General features: G+C 67.4%; 11 protein-coding genes. 8 read left to right on the top strand and 3 right to left on the bottom strand.

Translation table 11 applies throughout. The features are described 5' to 3' along the window. Positions 1–39: 39 nt before the first annotated feature. Complete coding sequence (locus DBO33_RS16345; protein WP_107660328.1) at positions 40–1,503, bottom strand: amidase; 1,464 nt, start codon at positions 1,501–1,503, stop codon at positions 40–42. A 514-nt stretch (positions 1,504–2,017) separates the two neighbouring features. On the opposite strand from DBO33_RS16345, the gene DBO33_RS16350 reads away from it, so the two are divergent. The 6 genes from DBO33_RS16350 to DBO33_RS16380 all read left to right on the top strand — a co-directional run bounded on the left by DBO33_RS16350 (position 2,018) and on the right by DBO33_RS16380 (position 14,236). Continuing rightward, positions 2,018–3,337 (top strand): MFS transporter, encoded by a 1,320-nt coding sequence (locus DBO33_RS16350; RefSeq protein WP_107655804.1) that lies wholly within the window; start codon positions 2,018–2,020, stop codon positions 3,335–3,337. A gap of 382 nt (positions 3,338–3,719) precedes the next feature. Continuing rightward, positions 3,720–4,019, top strand: a complete 300-nt coding sequence (locus tag DBO33_RS16355) for a hypothetical protein (RefSeq protein WP_159080298.1) — start codon at positions 3,720–3,722, stop codon at positions 4,017–4,019. A 103-nt stretch (positions 4,020–4,122) separates the two neighbouring features. Then, positions 4,123–9,276, top strand: a complete 5,154-nt coding sequence (locus DBO33_RS16360) for a hypothetical protein (protein ID WP_107655806.1) — start codon at positions 4,123–4,125, stop codon at positions 9,274–9,276. A 50-nt stretch (positions 9,277–9,326) separates the two neighbouring features. Next, on the top strand, positions 9,327–9,851 hold the full coding sequence (locus DBO33_RS16365) for a hypothetical protein (RefSeq protein ID WP_159080299.1): 525 nt from the start codon (positions 9,327–9,329) through the stop codon (positions 9,849–9,851). A gap of 25 nt (positions 9,852–9,876) precedes the next feature. After that, positions 9,877–10,137, top strand: coding sequence for a hypothetical protein (locus DBO33_RS16370; RefSeq protein ID WP_107655808.1), 261 nt, complete (start codon positions 9,877–9,879; stop codon positions 10,135–10,137). Between the two features lie 295 nt (positions 10,138–10,432). After that, on the top strand, positions 10,433–14,236 hold the full coding sequence (locus DBO33_RS16380; protein ID WP_107655810.1) for an nSTAND1 domain-containing NTPase: 3,804 nt from the start codon (positions 10,433–10,435) through the stop codon (positions 14,234–14,236). A gap of 87 nt (positions 14,237–14,323) precedes the next feature. Here the strand turns inward: DBO33_RS16380 and DBO33_RS16385 are convergent, their stop codons facing one another. Further along, the gene (locus tag DBO33_RS16385; protein ID WP_107655811.1) at positions 14,324–15,193 is read right to left on the bottom strand and encodes a LysR family transcriptional regulator; all 870 of its coding nucleotides are present in this window, start codon (positions 15,191–15,193) and stop codon (positions 14,324–14,326) included. Between the two features lie 102 nt (positions 15,194–15,295). Between DBO33_RS16385 and DBO33_RS16390 the strand changes: the two genes are divergently transcribed. Together DBO33_RS16390 and DBO33_RS16395 are read left to right on the top strand one after the other, a co-directional pair. Next, positions 15,296–16,525: an NAD(P)/FAD-dependent oxidoreductase gene (locus tag DBO33_RS16390; RefSeq protein ID WP_107655812.1), complete on the top strand. Its 1,230-nt coding sequence runs from the start codon at positions 15,296–15,298 to the stop codon at positions 16,523–16,525. Positions 16,526–16,556: 31 nt separating this feature from the next. Further along, positions 16,557–17,393: an endonuclease/exonuclease/phosphatase family protein gene (locus tag DBO33_RS16395; protein WP_107655813.1), complete on the top strand. Its 837-nt coding sequence runs from the start codon at positions 16,557–16,559 to the stop codon at positions 17,391–17,393. On the opposite strand, the gene aat is transcribed toward DBO33_RS16395, so the two are convergent. After that, complete coding sequence (gene aat / locus DBO33_RS16400; protein WP_456093879.1) at positions 17,342–18,415, bottom strand: leucyl/phenylalanyl-tRNA--protein transferase; 1,074 nt, start codon at positions 18,413–18,415, stop codon at positions 17,342–17,344. The genes DBO33_RS16395 and aat overlap by 52 nt on opposite strands. Between the last annotated feature and the right edge of the window lie 397 nt (positions 18,416–18,812).

Below are 18,812 nucleotides of genomic sequence, written 5' to 3' on the forward strand. Positions count from 1 at the left end.
GCTACCGGCGGGACCGCGCCATCCGCGCGCGGACACGGCCTACGTGTTGCTGCCCGTCGGTGCCTGGAAGCCGCCGATCTGCTGTTCGAGCAGTTCGGCCAGCCGCAGCGGCGTGCGGTCCTCGAACATCGGGCCGATGAGTTGCACGCCCACCGGCAAGCCCTCGGGGGACCGGCCTGCCGGGATAGCGGTGGCTGGCAGGCCGGGCATGGTGGCTACGCCGGCCCACACGAGCTGGTCGACGTACGGGTAGCTGACGCCGTCGATATCGATCCGCCGTTCCTCGATACCTCCGTTGTGGTCGTGCGGGAATGCGGGGGTGGGCGTAATCGGACACACCACCGCATCGAACTCGCCGAAGAGCTGCCGCCAGCCCTGGCGGTGCAGTTCGCGACGGTTGTCCGCCTCGATCCACTCGCGGTGGCTGAACACCATGGCGCGGAATCGCGCCGCATCGAGGCTCTCGTCCTGCGCGCTCAGTCCGGCGGCCTGGTGCACCAGCTGCTCATACGCCTCCGCGGTATGGCTCGCAGCGACGTTGGACATCAGCAACTGCATGTAGAGCGTCGCGGCCTCGGTCAGGTCGGGTAGCAGCGGACTGTGCCGTTCGACGCGGGCGCCCGCCTCGATCAGCGCGTCGGCGACTCTTTGCACGCCCGCTCGCACAGCGGAGCTGGTGGGAATGACCGGATGGTCGTCGAGGACCAGCACCCGGAAGTCGCTGAGCCGATCGTGGCGCGCGGGTGGCAGTTTCAAGTCGTAAGCCAGACCGAGTGTCAGCGGGTCCGGTCCGGCCATCACGTCGAGTAGCAGCGTGAGGTCGCGGGCGGTGCGCGCCATCGGGCCGACAACCGCGAGGTCCAGCTCGACCGGCAATGCGGATGCGGGCGGCGCGACCAGGCCGCGGGTCGCGGCCAGCCCGAGGGTCGGTTTGTGTGCGTAGATGCCGCAGAAATGCGCGGGCGTACGCAACGAACCGGCGATGTCCGAGCCGATGGACAGCGCGCCGAAGTCGGACGCCAAGGCCGCCGCGGAGCCGCCGGAGGATCCACCCGACGTGCGAGTGTGATCCCACGGGTTGTTGGTGGTGCCGTAGATCTCGTTGAAGCTCTGGATATCTCGCAACGTGTGCGGCACATTGGTTTTGCCGAGAATCACCGCGCCTGCGGCCCGGAGCCGGGACACCTGTACCGCGTCTTCGGTCGGTCGATAGTTCCGGTGCTCCGGCATGCCCCAGGTGGTGGGCAGGCCGGCCATGTCGTACGACTCCTTGACCGTCACCGGAATACCCAGCAACGGCCGATCCTCGCCGCGGGCGCGCGCCTCGTCGGCCGCGCGGGCGGCTTTCCGCGCCTGATCGAAGTCCGGCACACAGATGGCATTGATCAGCTTGTCGTCGCGTTCGATTCGAGCGATCGCCTCGTCGGTGAGTGCCACCGACGTCACCTCGCCCGCCCGCAACGCCGCCAAAAGTTGTTCAGCCGCAATAAAGTTCCACTCCATGGAGCCGACCATACCGGCCTTTTTCGGGGGCCTGACGTCGCGTAAGTTGTTGACATTTACCGCGAATTCTGGCCGGGTCGCATTTCGACTGGCGAGGCCGCGCATACGTGACATCGCCGATAGCTTGTTACCGCAGGTCACGCCCCATCTTGAAGGGGTTGATTGCAATTGCGCAGGCCATGAAATATGGCTGCGCGCAACGGGATGCATGTCTCAATTCTCGGTATGCTCCGCTGTCACGCTTGTTGTTCGGAGTTCAAAAGAACGAAGGGGTTTCACATCGCGTGGGCATTATCGAAGAAAATGTGCAAATCGCGATGCGTTACCCGACACCGCATTGCGCACAGCCCCGTTGTCCGCGCGCACGATGCCGTCGCCATCAGCGACGGCGGTTGCCTCCTTGGCAGTGCGACCACCCCCTTTGAGGGGTAGCCGGCTAGTGACCTGCATCACTATGGTCCCACTCACCCCGCGTCCCGCGTGGACAGCGCAGGGTGCACGAGATGAGGACCGTATGAAAAGACTGTCGCCAGAACGGACCACGGTGACGACGAGCCGCACCAGTGTGCGGCGGGTGGCCATCGCCAGCTGTATCGGCACGACCATCGAGTTTTATGACTTCTTCATCTATGGGACCGCGGCAGCGCTGGTATTTCCGAAGGTGTTCTTTCCGGCGCTCGGATCGACGGCGGGCACCGTCGCCTCGTTCGCGACTTTCGCCGTCGCCTTCGTCGCACGGCCGGTGGGCGCCATGGTCTTCGGGCATTTCGGGGACCGGATCGGCCGCAAGAAGACCCTCGTCTCGACGCTCTTGCTGATGGGTATCTCCACCTTGCTGATCGGCCTGCTCCCCGGCGCGGCCACCATCGGCGTCGCGGCGCCGCTGATCCTGGTGCTACTGCGCTTCGGTCAAGGCTTCGCCGTCGGCGGCGAGTGGGCCGGCGCCACTTTGCTGACGGCCGAGTACGCACCGCCCGGAAAACGCGGCCTCTATGCCATGTTCCCGCAGATCGGGCCCGCTTTCGCCTTCGCGCTGTCCAGCGCGACCTTCCTGATCACCGGCACGCTGTTCGGTGATACGAACGACGATTTCCTGAACTGGGGCTGGCGGATCCCGTTCGTCTTCTCCATCGTGCTGGTCGGTATCGGGTTGTATGTGCGGCTGGCGATCGACGAGACTCCCGTATTCCGGGCCAACGCGACCCAACGCGCACTCGACCCCGAACCCGCGCGTTTGCCGTTCCTCGAAGCGTGGCGATTCCAGACCAAGGAAATCCTGCTTTCCGCAGGCGCGCTGGCCATTCTGTTCGCCTTCTTCTATATGGGCACCGCATTCCTGACCAGTTACGGCACCAAGACCCTCGGCTTCAGCCGCCCGTTCGTGCTGACCGTCGGTATCGCGGCCGCGGTGGTATTCGGTGCGGCGATCGTCCTTTCGGCCTTGTACTCGGACCGGCTCGGTCGCCGGTTGGTCATCATGGTGTCGTCCGGGCTCGCGGTGGTCTGGTCACTTGCGCTGTTCCCGCTGCTCGACAGCGGTTCTCGTCCCGCCTTCGTGATCAGTGTGCTGACCACCCTGGCGATCTTCGGTGTCGCGTACGGACCGTGCGGGGCGCTGTTGCCGGAGATGTTCCAGACCCGCTATCGGTACACCGGCGCTGGGCTCGGCTACAACTTGGCCGGGGTGCTCGGCGGTGCGATTCCGCCGCTGATCGCCACGCCGCTCGCGTCGGCCTATGGCAGCAATGCGATCGGTTACATGATGGCCGGTCTGGCGCTGGTGAGTTTCTTCTGCACCAAGGCGTTGGTGGAGACCAAAGATCGGGCGTTGTAGTCGGATTTCGACGAAGCGCCGCCGAAGTCGAGGGGTGGCCCGCACCTGACTCACGTCGGGTGCGGGTTTTTCCCTGTGGTCACTTGCTCGAGACGCGCGCTGCGCTGCGCGCGTTAGCCGCGAACGGGCTCCGAGGCGTGGTTCGGGACCTCTCAATGACGGCGAATGGCAGCTTGAATGAGTGTTGCTAGAAGATCGCTGAACTAGTTGGGTAGAGCGCGCCGAGCCTATCGTGGCGACGTCTGTCAAGAGTTTGATTGTCAGTTTTTGGTTACGATAATCCGCGTGGGATTAGTCGTCCACGCGCTGTGAGCTGCGAGGATAGGAAAGCCGTCCGGTTTGCTGGTTGACGCGGTTTGCTCGGCGGCCCGACTCTGATCGCATGAACATCACCAGCAGTTGCAAGCTATTAGCTGTGGTGTGCTTGCCGACCATCGTCTGCTCCGCGTTCGTCTCGGGCCTGGCCGCGGCCGACCCGCCGCCCGCCGGATGTAGCTCCGACTACGCGGTGCCGAACCAGCTCACGATCACCTGTGAACCGGGGGCAGGGGTCGGACAGCACGCGTACATCCGGTGCCGCGATATCGGCGGCGTACTGCACACCCGAATCGGGACCACCGTGGGTGCCAATGGTGGGTGGTCCCGGGCGGTGTGCGCGACCGGTGAATACGGCCCGGTCTGACCCGCCCACTCCTTTTCGTTCAGCGAGCTCGCTCCGAGCTCGGCATGCCCAGGCGCTCTCGGCTGGGTCCTCGCTGCATTCCTGTTCGATCGAAAGGTTCCTCATGTCGGTAACTCACGAGCGTTCCAGGATCACCAAACAAGGCGCAAAGCATCGCAAGGCAGTGAAACGGAATCGTCGTGGCCTTTACGCGGCGGCCGCGTTTGCCTCGTTGGCCACGGTGATGGTGTCGACCGGCCGGGCGGCGGCAGAAGCGCCCGCGTTTCCGCCGATCCCGACCAATCCGGGTGAGTTCGTCCCCGGTTTGAACTCCGCCGTGCCCGGCCTCGGGGACGCGATCGGCGGGGCGATCACCGAGTTCGGCGCATCCGTGCCGGACATCGGTGCCGCCGTGCCCGAACTCGGCAACGTCGCCACCAATTTCGGTCCCGCCGGGCAGGACATGGTGGATCAGGCGCTGAACGCGCTGGACAACGTCACCGCGGGCACTCCGGCCGAAAACGCGGGCAGCATGATTCGCGGATTCACCACACCCCCGGCGCCACCCGCTGCGCAGCCGGGACCTGCCGCCCCGATACCCGGTGCTACTCCTGCGGCTAGCCCGCTCGGCTTCGTTCCCTCGCAGGTCACCGAGATGGCGGCCGTTGCGGAACAGGTGATCAGCACCGGTGTCGATCTCCAGCAGCTGGCCGGTTGGGCCGACAAGACCTTTCCGAGCGGGCCGCTGCGTGGGCCCGTCGAAGACATGCTCGCCTTCGTCAATCAGGCGATCGAACACGCAGGCACGCGCCGGGACCCGATCAGCTCGCCGATCGAGGACCTGATCAACCAGGCACAGACGCTGTTCGACTTCCCGAAGGATGGGCCGAACCCGACCCAGGCGCTGCGCGATCTGCTCACGCCGATGCTCGGACAGACCGTGGGTGGCGCAGATCCCTTGCAAGGCTTGGCCGAAGGGATCAGGCAGCTCATCGCCGATCCGGTCGGCTCGCTGAGTACCGCGCTCGCACCGGTGCTGACGGAGATCCGCAACCTGGTGCTGGACAGCGGGTTGATCAACTCTCGGCGTGAGGCGGCCTTGCCGTTGCTGGCGCTGCCGGTGCTTGCCGCGGTAGTGATCGTCGGTGTTGTTGCTGCGCTGGCGATCGGTGCCGTCGCGCTGTTGGCCGCGCCGCTGATCATCGGCGCTCTGCTGGTCGGCGGCATCGTGCTCGCCGCGGTGGCCTTGCCCGCGCTGATCGTGCTCGGAGTCGTGCTGGCTGTTGTCGCGCTGCCGGTTCTGGTGGTGCTCGGCGGGATCGCGCTCGCTGCCGTGGCGTTGCCTGCGTTGGTCGTGCTCGGTCTGGTCGGCCTCGGCCTTGCCGGAATCGTGACGCTGGGCGCGCTGGGACTTGCCGCCGTGGCGACGGTGGCTGTGCTCGGCTTCGCCGCGCTGGTGGTGGTGCTGACGCTGTGGTGGACCGGGCCGATCGCGTTGATCGCGCTCGCCGCGCTCGCACTCGTCGGCGTCGTGACCCTCGGTGCGTTGATCCTGGCTGCGGTCGTGGCACTGACGGTGTTCGCTGTGGTGGAGACGATCGCGCTGTCCGCGCTCGCGCTGGCCGCATTGATCGTGATCGGTGCGGTCACGTTTACTGCGTTGGCTGCGCTCTTCGCATTGGGGTTGCCTGCGGTGATCGCGCTCGGTGCCATCGCGCTCGGGGTGGCCGCCACGCTCGGGGTGCTAGCGCTGGCCGCGGTGATCGTCTTCGTCGTATTGGGTTGGACGGGGTTGCCCGCGCTGCTCATCATCGGCGCCATCGCTGCGGTCGCGGCGATCGTTGTCGCGGCGGGTGTGGTGGCCGCGCTGACCGTGGTGGCCGCGTTCGTTGTCGCGGCAGTGGTCGCGCTCGCTGCCCTTGCCGTCGGTGGTGTGATCGCCCTTGCGGCACTGGCTTTCGCCGCGCTGGTCGTGATCGCGGTCTTCGGCGGACCCGCGCTGCTCGCGTTCGGCGCAGTCGCCGCGGTAGTCACCTTGGGCGCAGTGGCGGCACTGATCGCGCTCGCAGTCGTCTCGGCGCCGTTCGTACTCGCCGCCCTCGCGATCGCCGCTGTGGTCGCGCTCGCGGTACTGGCACTGCCGGTATTGGGGGTGCTAGCGGCGCTGGCTGTCGCTGCGGTAGGACTCGCGGTGCTTGCCGCGCCGTTCGTATTGGGCGCGCTTGCGGTCGCGGCTGTGGTGCTTGCCGTGCTTGCCGCGCCATTTGTACTGGGTGCGCTGGCGATTGCCGCGCTGGCGCTGCCGGTATTGGGCGCGTTGGCAATAGGCGCTGTTATCGGGACGGTGGCGCTGCTTGCTACCGGTGCGGCTGTGCTTGCCGCGCTGGCGGTGGTTGCGGCGCCGATAGTGCTCGCGGTGCTGGCGGTGGCTGCTGTAGTTGGGATCGGGGCGCTGATTGCCGCAGGCGTGGTTGCGCTGGCCGCGTTGGCGCTCGGCGCGGTCGCGCTGGCATTGGTAGCTGCGCCGGTGCTGCTCGGCCTCGGGGCTGTTGCGCTGGCCACGCTGGCTGTGGTCGCAGTGGTCGTGCTCGGTGCGCTCGGGTTGGGCCTGGCCGGGACGGTGACCCTCGGTGCGCTGGGGCTGGCCGGTGTGGTGACCACCTTGGTGCTGGCTTTCGCCGCAGTGGCTGTGGTGCTGCTGCTCGGTTGGACCGGCGTGCCCGCACTGATCGCGCTCGCGGCGATCGGTCTGGTCGGGGCGGTCGTACTCGGTGCGCTTGCTCTAGCTGCGGTGATCGCGTTGACCGTCTTCGGTGTTGCGAACGCGATCGGGCTGGCCGCGCTGGCCTTGGCCGCCGTGGTCACGGTCGTCGCGGCGACCCTCACCGGATTGGCCGCGCTCGGCGCGATCGCCCTCGGCACCGCCGTCACCCTCGGCGTACTGGCCCTCGGTGCGGTGGCAGTAGTGCTGCTGGCGGGCTGGACCGGAATTCCCGCGCTGGTCGCCCTCGCCGCCATCGCAGTGGTCGCAGCAGTCGTGGTCGCCGCCGCGGTGACCGCTTCGGTGGTCGCCCTCGCCGGACTCGCCGTCGGCACGCTGGTCATCCTGGCCGGCTTGGCCTTCGCCGCGCTCGTAATCACCGCAGTCCTCGGCTCACCCGTCCTGGCCGCGCTCGGCGGTCTGGTCGCCGCGACCGCTCTCGCTGCGCTCGCAGTGCCGATCGTGCTCGGCGGCCTTGCGCTTGCCGCGCTGGCAGTGCCTGTACTGCTTGTGTTGGGCGCGTTGGCTATTGGCGCAGTTATCGGAACAGTCGCATTGCTCGCCACGGGTGCCCTCACCGCCCTCGCCGCGCTCGCCGTGGTTGCGGTGCCGGTGTTGCTCGCTGTGGGTGCTGTTATCGGGACGGGCGCACTGCTGGCGGTCGGCGCGGTCGCGCTGGCGGCTCTGGCGTTGCCGGTGCTGATCGGCCTCGCTGCTCTGGCGTTGCCGGTGCTGGTTGTGTTGGGCGCGTTGGCTATTGGCGCGGCTATCGGGACAGGTGCACTGCTTGTTACGGGTGCTGCCGTTCTGTCGGCGCTGGCTCTGGTAGCGGCACCGGTTGTGCTCGGTGCGCTCGCGGTGGGTGCAGTTATTGGGACGGCCGCACTGCTAGCGGTCGGGGCGGTCGCGCTGGCGGCTCTGGCGTTGCCGGTGCTACTTGTGCTGGGCGCCTTGGCTGTTGGCGCTGCCATCGGGACAGGCGCACTGTTTGCCACAGCTGGGCTCGCTCTCGCCGCCCTCGCTCTAGTTGCCGTGCCGGTGTTGCTCGCAGTAGGTGCGGCTATCGGGACGGGTGCGCTACTGGTGGTCGGCGCGGTCGGCGCGGTCGCGCTGGCGGCTCTGGCGTTGCCGGTGCTGATCGGCCTCGCTGCGTTGGCGTTGCCGGTGCTGGTTGGGTTGGGCGCGTTGGGTATTGGCGCAGTCATCGGAACCGGCGCACTGCTTGCCACCGGTGCTGCCGTTCTGTCGGCGCTCGCTCTGGCGGCGGCGCCGGTTGTGCTCGGTGCGCTCGCCGTGGGTGCCGTTCTCGCGATTGGTGCGCTGCTAGCGGTCGGTGCGGTTGCGCTGGCGGCCTTGTCGTCGCCGGCGCTGATCGGGCTCGCTGCGCTGGCCTTGCCTGTGCTGATTGCGTTGGGCATCGGTGCGGTGATCGGAACACTCGCGTTGCTTGCCACCGGTGCGGCCGCCGCGCTGGGTATTCCGGCAGCGATTGTGTTGGGAGCCTTGGCATTCGGTGCGGTTGCGGCGCTGGCTCTGCCGGGTTTGGTTGCACTCGGTGCTCTAGGTGCGGTCGCAGCCGCTGTGGCTGCCGCGCTGGCCGCGCCCGGGCTGATCGCATTCGGTGCGTTTGCGCTGGCTGTCGCCGTGACGATTGCCGCGCTGGCGGTGGCGACGCCGCTGGTGTTGGGGGCGTTGGCGGTTGGTGCGGTGCTGACGACGGTCGCGCTGCTGACTGCGGGTGCGGTCGCGTTGGCGGCGCTCAGTATTGCGCCTCTGGTGGTCGGTGCCATTGCGCTCGGCGCGGTTGTCGCGTTGCTCGGTGCGGGTGGGTTGCTGGCGCTGGCGCTTGCGGCACTGCCGTTGCTGGCGATCGCCGCTGTGGCGGCTTCGGTGATCGCGGCCGGTGCGGTGGCGGTGGCGGTGGCGGTGATCGGGCTGCCGTTGGTCGCCTTGGGAGTGCCTGCGGCACTGGCGGTTCTGCTGACGCTGGCACTGCTGGCGACGCTGTTGACGATAGCGGTGCCGGTGGGCGCTGCTGCCGCACTCGGCGCGGCCGCGTTGGCGGCGGCGGTGGGCGGTGCGGCGCTGGTCGGCGGGGCGGCACTGCTCGGCGCTCCGCTGCTGCTGGCCGCGACGGCGACACTGCTGCTGGCCGGTGGGTTCTTGCCGATGGTGGTCGTGCTGCCGCTGCTCCTGCTGGCGGTCATCGTGGTGGTGCCGCTGGTCGGACTGTCGATCCCGGATCTGAAGTCCTACCTCATCTCCGCGATCCGGGCCTGGCGCGACCAGAACACCGAGCGCGGGGATTCCGACAGTGGCATGACCCCGACCGGAACCCAGTTCCTCGACGACATCCAGGACACCGCGAGCCTCGAGGATCTGATCGCCTCGTTGCAGAAGGCATTGGCCCCGCAGCCCGCGGCGGCCGAGGCCGAGCTCCCGCTCGTCGGCATCGGCGCGGCGGACGGGCGCACCACCAACCAGGACGACCGTCGTCTGGTCACGGTGTCCGTATGAGCACGAATCGAACCGAAACCCCCTCTCCTACAACGAACTCGGAGTCAATGATGAACCCTGACACGAACAACGCCGAAGCCGACTTCGATACCTCCGACCCAGCCCTGCACCTGGAGTATCTCTACGGCCCCCAGTGGCGTGATGTCGTGCGGATCGTCGAACGCGCCGCCCAGCTCACCCCCGACGAGCTGGCGAAACTCAACGCCAACAAGGACGCCGGGCTCACGGCAGGCCCATCCGCCAACGAGAGCATCGAGCGGCTGCTGGCGAGCTTCCGTACCTCGACCGCCGACACCCAAACCGCGGCGATCGCGGCCGTGACGGCAAAGGAGTTCGGCCGCACGCGTGCCGTTCAGATCGCGGGACTGATTGCCGGACAGTCGATTACCCCGGCCATCTCGGGCGGTGCCGAGGGTTTCGGCGGGCTGCTCGCCTCCCTCGGTGGCGTAGGGGCGCTCAGCACGATCAACCGAGCGGTCACCGCCGCGGTGCTCGGGGACCTGGTCGGCCGCGGCGATTTCACCAGGGACGTCTACAACACCCTGATGGATCCCTGGACCGACGCCATCAGCTGATCCCGACCTGCAAAGGAGATCGATCATGTTCGAGACGAGATCCGCACCGAGCAGCACCGCCCCCTTCGCCGGGCTGCTCGACGCCGCCTCCGCACCGGTCTGCTTCGGCTACTACGAGCAGAACGCCACCGACGACGACACCATCGCGCGCTGTCACGAGCCCCGCGTCGGCCCCGTCGGCTGGTGGAATCGGCACCGGCACGTCGGACTCGGGGTCGGCCTGATGCTGGCCGGCACGCTGGGCTTCGTGCCCGCGGTGCAGAACGCAATCCTCATGGGGCTGTAAAAGTCCCATGATGGGCGCGCGAGGCACACCGTGACTGCATCCACGGTGTGCCTCGTCGTGTCCACCGGCCCGGACCAAACCGGCTGGTACGATCTGGATGCCGCTCGACCGGGTGCGCCCGGTGGCGCCGAAACCGTGCTCGATGGCAAGCAGCCCGAGGACATTCCACTCGGTCGGTCGCAGCACAATCTCGGCTCGGTCCCACACCCCGACACCTCGGTGGAGCACATGCGATTGCCTTGTTCGCTGATCTGCCCACAATTCACAACCCCGCCCCCGCGGCGATAGCCGACCGGTGGACGAGCGCACCGCGCACTCCCGGTCGGCGTCGAGCGGTCCGAGCCGAGCCGAAGGCCGCCGCGTTTTCGCAGCTCGCCTCGGCCAGCTCTTCGCCGCGGCCGGTGCGCCGCCGGTGAAATCGGTGGTCCGTGCCGCGAACGAACAGACCCGCGACGGCGGCCGGGTCACCGCCCAGCGGATCAGCGACTGGCGGCGCGGCACCCGCACGCCCGCCACCTTCGCCTCGATCCAGCCGGTGCTCGAGGTGCTGATCGGGGAGGCGAAGCGCCGCGCCGCCGCCAACCCGCCCGCCGATGCCACCCTGCTGGATCTGGCGCGTTGGCGCGCGGATTGGGAGGCGGCGAAGGTCGAGCCACCGAGCATCGATATCGGTCGCGAGCCCTTCCGCGGGCTACTGGAGTACCGAACCGAGGACAGCGACCTGTTCTTCGGTCGTGAGCAAGCGAAACAGCGGCTGCTGCAATTGATTGCCGATGCGGAATCGAGCGGTGGCCCGGCAATGGCTGTCCTGCTGGGTCTTTCGGGTGTCGGCAAGTCCTCTCTACTCGCCGCCGGCCTACAGGCCACGCCGGGACCGCGAACACCGATCACCATGACACCGGGCGACGATCCGATGGCCGCGCTCGCCGCCGCGCTCGACGCGCGGCCACCCGGTCATTGTCTGCTGGTGGTGGACCGCGGCGAGGAGCTCTTCACCCGATGCGGCAATGACGCTCTGCGGCAACAGTTCCTGACGGTGCTGGTGGCGCTCGCCGCGCCGGATATCGAGCCACAGACCACCGTGGTCATCGCGTTCGACGCCGCACATCTGCCCGAACTGCTGCGATATCCGCTGCTGATGACGGTGCTGCGGGCGCACGCGATGGTGCTCGACCCGATGACACCGGCGGAACTGCGCGAGGCAATCGTCCGGCCGGTCGAAGTCGCCGGTTTGCGTATCGAGGACGGTCTGGTCGACACGCTGCTGCAGGATCTCGACGCCATCGAACCACACAGTTCGGTGCGGCTCGCGTTGTTGTCCTTCGCGCTGGCCGCGACCTGGGCCAATCGGCGTGGCAAAACGCTGACGCTGGAGGCTTATCGCGAAGCGGGCGGGTTGGCCCGCGTGAGCGCGGTCGGCGCCGAGAAGTTCTGGTCCCGGCTGACCGATCGGCAACGCGCCGCCGCCCGGCACGCGTTGGTCGCGCTGACGATCATCGGGCCGACCGCGGCGGTGCGCGACCGGATGCCGGTTGAACTGCTGATCGCGGAGTCCGCCGATCCGGAAGCGACCCGCGCCGTGATCGCACGACTGACTCGCGCGCGAATAATCGTGCAGCGCAACGACGAAGTCGAGATAGTCCATGATCTGCTGCTGACCGGCTGGCCGCGCATGGTCGAATGGTTGTCCGAGGAGAAGGAACTCGCGCCCGTCCGCCAGCGCATCGAATCGGACGCACGCGAATGGGCCCGCCAGGGTCGGCCGGTGTCGCTGCTCTACTCCCGGACCAGACTCGAAGACGCGGCCGCGTGGATGCAGCGCACGGATTCCGCCAATCGGCTCGCGAAGGAGTTCGTCGCCGCGGCTTCGGAACAGCAGCGCACCCGTGCCGTGCGACGGCGGCTGATCTTCGCGGCCGTTGCCGCGTTGAGCATTGTGGCACTGGTGCTTTCGGTGGTCGTGATCACCCAGCGCGCATCGGTCGAGCAGGAGCACAAGGACGTCGTGCTCGGCCAGTTGATCGAGGAGTCGCAACGCATCGACGGGGTGGACCCCGGGCTCTCGACCCAGCTCGCACTGGCCGCATATCGGCTGAGCCCCGACGACCCGGCCGCCCGAGCCCGCTTGCTCGCGATGCAGTTGTTGCCGCTGAATATCGCTTCGGCGGCGGCGCACGACGGACTCGTGCGCGGGCTCGCGTTGAGCCCGAACCGGAAGTTGCTGGCCAGTGCGGGCAGTGATGGTCTCATCCGGTTGTGGGATCTCTCGGATCCGCAGGCGATTACCGCGACCGGGCCGGCGCTGACCGGTCATCGCGGGCATGTCGAGTCGGTGGCGTTCGGTCCGGACGGGCGGATGCTGGTCAGCGCGGGTAGTGATGGCACAGTGCGGCTTTGGGATATCCGCAATCCGGCCGAGGTGGGCAGGTTCGGCGAGTTCGACGCTGGAACGGCCACCACCTCGGTCGCTTTCCTGCCCGGCGGCCGCACTGTGGTCGCCGGGGCCGTCGACGGCACACTGAGCCTCCTGAATGTCGAGACGCCACAAACTATTCGGCGGCTCGGCGCACCGGTTGCCGCGCACGCCAACGGAATACGGTCACTGATGCTCGCGCCGGACGCCCCGGTGCTTGCCACCGCCGGCGAGGACCGCACCGTCCGGCTCTGGTCGATCGACAACCCGGAACAGCCGATACCGCTGGGTGCACCGCTCGACACCGACGGCGCCGTGCAAGCCATTGCCTTCGGCCCGGATGGTCGGCTCGCCGCAGGTACCGGTAATGGGGTGGTCCAGGTCTGGAGCGTGTCCGATCCGGGACTGCCACGGCTGGTGGGCCGGAAACAGACACGTCCGGTTGCTATTGCCTCGCTGCAATTCTGGCAGGACGGGCGACTGCTCGTCACGACGGACGCCGACGGCGCCGTGCGGAACTTGGATACCAGCCGCCCTGACCGAGTGTCCCCGATCGGGCGGGAGCTGAGTGGCAACAGCGGTACGAATCGGTCCTTCGTGATGGTTTCGGACACCCAAATGGTCACCGCAGGCTGGGACGGACGAATCCGGACGTGGCGCCATGCGCGGGGGAATCTCGCCCTCGCCTTCGCGGGTTCACTCAGTTCGGTCAGCTTCGATCGGACGAACAAGGTGCTGGCCAGCGGCCTGCACGACGGACAGATCGCCCTGTGGGACGTCAGCGCTCCGTTCGACACCCGATTGCTGAGCGAACTGCCCGCAGGCGCACGGCCGGATCGGCGCGGAGCCAAAGTCGCTCTGCGGCCGGATGGTTCGCTGCTGGCTACCGCGGGCAGCGGTGCGGTGCGGCTGTGGGATCTCGCCGATCCGACGCGACCGAACCCCATCGGCTCGCTACCCGGCGGCGGCCCGATCGCTTTCGCCCCGAGCGGAGACCGTCTGCTCACCGGAGTCGACCGCCGATCGCTCCAGTTGTGGGACGTGACCGACCGACGCCCGCTCGGGCAACTGTCGACCGGATACGACAGTGTCATCGAACTCGCGGCGTTCGCGCCCGATGGTCGACTGGTCGCGGCGGCCGACGAGGACGCGCGAATTCACCTGTGGGACAACGCCATACCGGGCAAGCCGGTGGCGACACTTCCGGGCAGTCGCGCCGCGATCGTGCGTGCACTGGCCTTTGCCCCGGACGGCAAGACCCTCTTCGGCGCCGACGGCGACGGTATGATCCGCTCCTGGGACATCACCGACCCGGCTCGGATCCGCGAATTGGACGCGATCCGCGCCCACACCGACGCGGTGCGGACGCTCACCATCGATCAATCAGGCACTCGCCTGGCCTCTGGCGGTGACGACGGCGTCGCCCGGCTGTGGAACATCGACGACCCGTCGGACATCGAGCCACTCGGTGACCCGATCGAGGCAAGAATCGGCTCGACGTGGTTCCTGCGCTTCGATCCGCGCGACGAATCCCGCCTGCTCGGCATCGGAGATCAACTGTCCGCCCTGTGGTATTTGGCGCCGGAAGCGGTCGCTGCGGAACTGTGCGACTCCTCCGCTGTGCACGTCGACGAGCGAACCTGGCATGACCTGCTCCCGTCGCTACCCTATGTGCGCCCTTGCTGAAGGCGGAGACCCAGATTCGGGATCTCTTGAACCAACATGGGCGACAGGGGGATTCGTGGTGGGGGAGTGCGGGCAAGTGCTGCCGGCTTACTGCAAAACGGGCGCGCGGTCACGCAGTTTTCGGGCGGCCGCCGACAAGTAGGTGTCCGTCCGCCACACCAGGTTCAAGACGCGCTCGCAGCCGGGGTTGTCGACATCCAGCCACGCCACCGGGTAGCGCGGCGCCGCCTGCCTCGAACCCGCTGGGACAAGCCCGATTCCGAGTCCGGCACTGATCAGATCGCCGGTCGCGCCGGGCTCGTCACCCTCGCAGGAGATCGACGGTTGTAGTCCGGCTTCGGTGAACAAACGGTCGAGCAGGGTCCTTGGCCAGTAGCCGGGGCGGCAGGTGACGAAGTGCTCGTCGGCCAACTCCGCGATGGTGATTCGGTCGCGTGCGGCCAGCGGATGTGCGAGCGGCACGGCCAGTAGTACCTTCTCCCGCCACAATTCGACGGAGCGCAGCTCGGGGCCCTCGAGTGGTTGCGAAGCGAAGCACAGGTCGACCTCGCGATCGGCGAGCTGCCGCTGCATGGTTTCGGCATTCGATTGGAACAGGCGGACGTCGACGCCCGGGTGTTCGGCGCGGAACCGGGCGAGCAATCCGGTGATCGTCAGCAGGGTCTCCGCGGCGACGGTGACGCGACCGTGGTCGAGTCCGGCGGCGTCGGCCAATTCGCTACGCGCGTCGTCGAGTTCGGACAAGGCACGGTCGACCCGGCGCAGGAAGGTCACGCCGAAGGCGTTGAGCCGCACCTGCCGTCCCACGCGGTCGAACAGCGGGACACCGAGCTCCTTCTCCAGCCGCGCGATCGTTCTGCTCACCGAGGGCTGCGCCACCATCAACTCCGCGGCGGCCTGACTGATGTGCTCGCGCCGGGCGACCGCCTGGAAGTAGCGCAGTTGCAGTAGGTCCATCCGGTTCCTCCGTGTGCCGCCCAGCTGATGCCTTCAGGGGCATGAGTTTATGGCAGAACTGGTCTTGGCAGGCATGAGGCATCCCGGCTTAGCGTTCGAACCATGAACTCCTCGCATCCACTCGTCATTGTCGGAGCTGGTCTGGCCGGCGCCACCGCCGCCCAGACGCTGCGCGCGGAAGGCTACGCGGGCCCGCTCGTCGTGATCGGCGACGAGCCGCGCCAACCGTATTGGCGACCACCGCTGTCCAAAGGGCTGCTGGCCGGATACGCCGAACCGGAGCACATCGTCGTGGCACCACCGCAGGATTGGGCGGACAACGACATCGACCTGCGCACCGGAATCTCTGTGCAGGAACTGGATCCCGCCGCGCGGAGGCTGACTCTCGATGACGGTTCGTCCGTGCGCTACGACCAGCTGCTGCTGGCCACCGGCGGCCGAGCCCGGCAGCTTCCGGGAATGGACGGTGCGCGCACGCTGCGCACCCTGCCCGAGGCGCTCGCACTGCGCGCGGAACTGACCCAACAGCGCTCGCTGCTGGTCGTCGGAGCGGGGCTGATCGGGTTGGAGGTGGCGGCCACGGCCCGCTCGCTCGGGTGTGAGGTCACCGTCCTGGAAGTCGCCGGCGCACCACTGGGCCGTGTGGCACCGCCGTGGCTGGGTGGTCTCTTCGCCGCGCTGCATCGACGCAACGGTGTGCGGTTCGGGCTGGGTGTGCGGCTGGAGCGGGTGAGCCGAACCGAGGACGGTGTCGTGGCGGTAGCCGAGGACGGGCGCACCAATTGGTCCGCCGACCTCGCAGTCGCTGCGGTCGGAATTGTGCCCGCGACCGGACTAGCGGAACGTGCCGGACTCGCCGTCAGCGACGGCATCGTCGTCGACGAGTGGTGCCGTACCTCCGCGCCGGGCGTCTTCGCCGCCGGTGACGTCACCACGATCACCCATCCGCTGCTCGGCGGGCTGTACCGGATCGAGCACTACGGCAATGCCCTGGCGCAGGCGACCGCCGCGGCACGGAACATGCTGGGCAACAAGACTTCCTACGCACCGGTTCCCTCGGCGACCTCCGAGCAGTACGGCACTCGACTGGAAATTTGCGGGTGGCCCGACGCCGCCGACGTCTACGGCGAGCGCGGCTGCACGGTCCGTGGTGAACCGGGGGACTTGGATTTCTCCGCGCTGTTCTGGAAAGACGATCGCCTGGTAGCCGCGGTGTGCGTCGGACGGAGCAGTGAATTCGAGCAGTGGCAGCGGATCATTCGCGACCATCCTTACACCGAGGTCGACCGCCTCACCGATCCCGCAGTCGATTTGGCCACGATTGTCGGCTGACCGGCCGCGAGTTCAGAAAGACTGAGCCACAATGCATTTACGCATCGTCACGGTCAACGTTCAGAACAAGGAGGGTGACCCCCGCCGAGCAGCCCTGCTCAACCAGGAGTTGCGTCGCCTGGCCCCCGACCTCGTCGCGCTGTCGGAAGTCGTCGACACCGGGCAGCTCGACGCACTGCTGGACGGCACCGAGTTGCACGGCACCCACCAGGCCGAGGTGCTGGCCTACGCCCCGCCGTTCGTCGACCGTTACGGCGGGACCGCGGTGGCCAGCCGCTGGCCCCACCAGGTCGTGGAAGTGCTCGATCTGCGCCTGGCGGGTGCCGGTGATGTCCCCTGGTGCACGGTGGCGGCCAAAGTCACGTTGCCCGGCGAAGGGGAGGTGCTGTTCGTATCCACCACGGCTGCTTGGCGATTGGATACCGAGGCCGTCCGCGAACAGCAGGCCGTAGCCCTTAGCGATCTCGATGCTCGGCACCGCACCGACCTGCCCACGATCATCGCCGGCGATTTCAACGCCGACCCCGACGCGGCAAGCATCCGCTATCTCACTGGTCGCCAATCGATTTCCGGGCGCAGCGTGCACTACCACGATGCATGGGAGGTGGCCGGTGACGGTCCGGGTCATACCTGGAGCGTCGACAACGCCACCGCCGCAGCACTTTTCGACCAGATCGTGCGACAGCCCGGTCATCGACGTCGGCTCGACTACGTATTCACCGGCTCCTGGCATGCACATCCGAAGGCGCGCTGCGAGATTCGTGCCGCGCAACTCGCTTTCGATCAGCCCACCGGTGGGGTCTGGCCGAGCGACCACTATGGAGTAGTGGTCGACGTCGAGATCGGCAAGGACAAGTCGCTTCGGTGATCGTTCAGGCCGGTAGGTGGTTGGGGGCTGGCGCTTATACACATCTGACGCGGCCGACGAAAGGCAGGGGGGAGAGGGAGGGGGGCGGCGGGGCGGCGAAAAAAAAAAAAGAGAGAGAAAGGAGGAGAGCGGGGGAGGCAANCGGCTTGGGTGTGTAGGTGCAGGTAGTCCGCGCGGGAGAGGTCTATGGCGCCGAGGGACGTGAGATGGGTGGAGGTGACCTGGCAGTCGATGACGGGGAAATCCCAGGCGGCCAGCTGGGTGCAGAGCCAATACAGCGCGATCTTGGAGGTGTCGCGGGCGCGGGAGAACATGGATTCGCCGGCGAAGGAGCGGCCGCGTGCGACGCCGTAGAGGCCGCCGACCAGGTCGCCGTCGCGCCATACCTCGACCGAGTGCGCGTGACCGAGGTGGTGCAGCTGCTGGTAGGCCGCCTGCATGTCGGGGCCGATCCAGGTTCCGGTCTCCTTGTCGCGCGGTTCAGCGCAATTCGACATCACTTCGGCGAAGGCGCGATCCATGGTCACCGCGTAGTCGGTATCGGCGACGGATCGGCGGTAGGACTTGCTCACTCGCAGGTCGGTCGGCACGAGAATGCTGCGCGGGTCCGGGCAATACCAGTGGATCGTTTCGCCGGGGTTGTACCAGGGAAAGATGCCCGCGGAGTAGGCATTCAACAACCGCTCTGGTGACAGATCCCCGCCGAAAGCGACCAGTCCGGACGGATCCGCGAGCTCGACAGGTGGGAACGGTTGATCTGGATCGACCAGGTACATCCGCATCAGGTCAGCAGCGTCGGTCACCGGACAGACATTACCGATCCGAGCTGATACTGACGGACGGCAGCAGCCCAATGGCAATGTGCGCTGAACTGACGATTTGCCACCGCGACCTCGCACCGAGCACCGGCGGTTGGCGGCCAGTAGCTGGAGTGATGGACGTCGGCGACGCTGGATCGGGGCCCTGGACTTCCGCCGCGCGGCGGTGCCATCATGGCCGAGAGGGGCTGTGGAAAGGCTCATCAGAGCGCTGGATCGCCTCTCGATGCAGAGGGGATTCTCATGAAGTATCGGACCGCAAAAATTATGCTAGCCGCGACCCTGACGACCGTCGGGTTGTCTATTTCCCTGGCGCCGCCCGCGTCCGCGGCTCCTCCTGGTTGCCGAGCCTCGCAGTCGGGTAATGGGGCGACGGCCTACTGCTACACGTCTGCTTCAGGCACGCAGTTCCGGGCAGTAGCCCGCTGTCGATACCTCACTCCTTCTGGCAGCTTCGACTACAACGACTTCTACGGCCCTTGGCGGGTCCAGGGTAATCCCCAATCTTCTTATGCGCCTTGTGGCGCTGGGTGGAACTTTGTTGAGCCCAAGGCCCAAACAGAATGATCTTCGCTTGTGAATGTTCGAAGCGGATCCGTTG

The organism is Nocardia suismassiliense (genome assembly GCF_900269665.1).
Taxonomy (GTDB): domain Bacteria; phylum Actinomycetota; class Actinomycetes; order Mycobacteriales; family Mycobacteriaceae; genus Nocardia; species Nocardia suismassiliense.

Excerpts from the sequence above, each read along its gene's own strand:
- DBO33_RS16370 (WP_107655808.1), top strand. The coding sequence starts at position 9,877 with ATGTTCGAGACGAGATCCGCACCGAGCAGCACCGCCCCCTTCGCCGGG.
- DBO33_RS16345 (WP_107660328.1), bottom strand. The coding sequence starts at position 1,503 with ATGGAGTGGAACTTTATTGCGGCTGAACAACTTTTGGCGGCGTTGCGG.
- DBO33_RS16360 (WP_107655806.1), top strand. The coding sequence starts at position 4,123 with ATGTCGGTAACTCACGAGCGTTCCAGGATCACCAAACAAGGCGCAAAG.
- DBO33_RS16355 (WP_159080298.1), top strand. The coding sequence starts at position 3,720 with ATGAACATCACCAGCAGTTGCAAGCTATTAGCTGTGGTGTGCTTGCCG.
- DBO33_RS16350 (WP_107655804.1), top strand. The coding sequence starts at position 2,018 with ATGAAAAGACTGTCGCCAGAACGGACCACGGTGACGACGAGCCGCACC.
- DBO33_RS16390 (WP_107655812.1), top strand. The coding sequence starts at position 15,296 with ATGAACTCCTCGCATCCACTCGTCATTGTCGGAGCTGGTCTGGCCGGC.
- DBO33_RS16365 (WP_159080299.1), top strand. The coding sequence starts at position 9,327 with ATGAACCCTGACACGAACAACGCCGAAGCCGACTTCGATACCTCCGAC.
- DBO33_RS16385 (WP_107655811.1), bottom strand. The coding sequence starts at position 15,193 with ATGGACCTACTGCAACTGCGCTACTTCCAGGCGGTCGCCCGGCGCGAG.
- DBO33_RS16395 (WP_107655813.1), top strand. The coding sequence starts at position 16,557 with ATGCATTTACGCATCGTCACGGTCAACGTTCAGAACAAGGAGGGTGAC.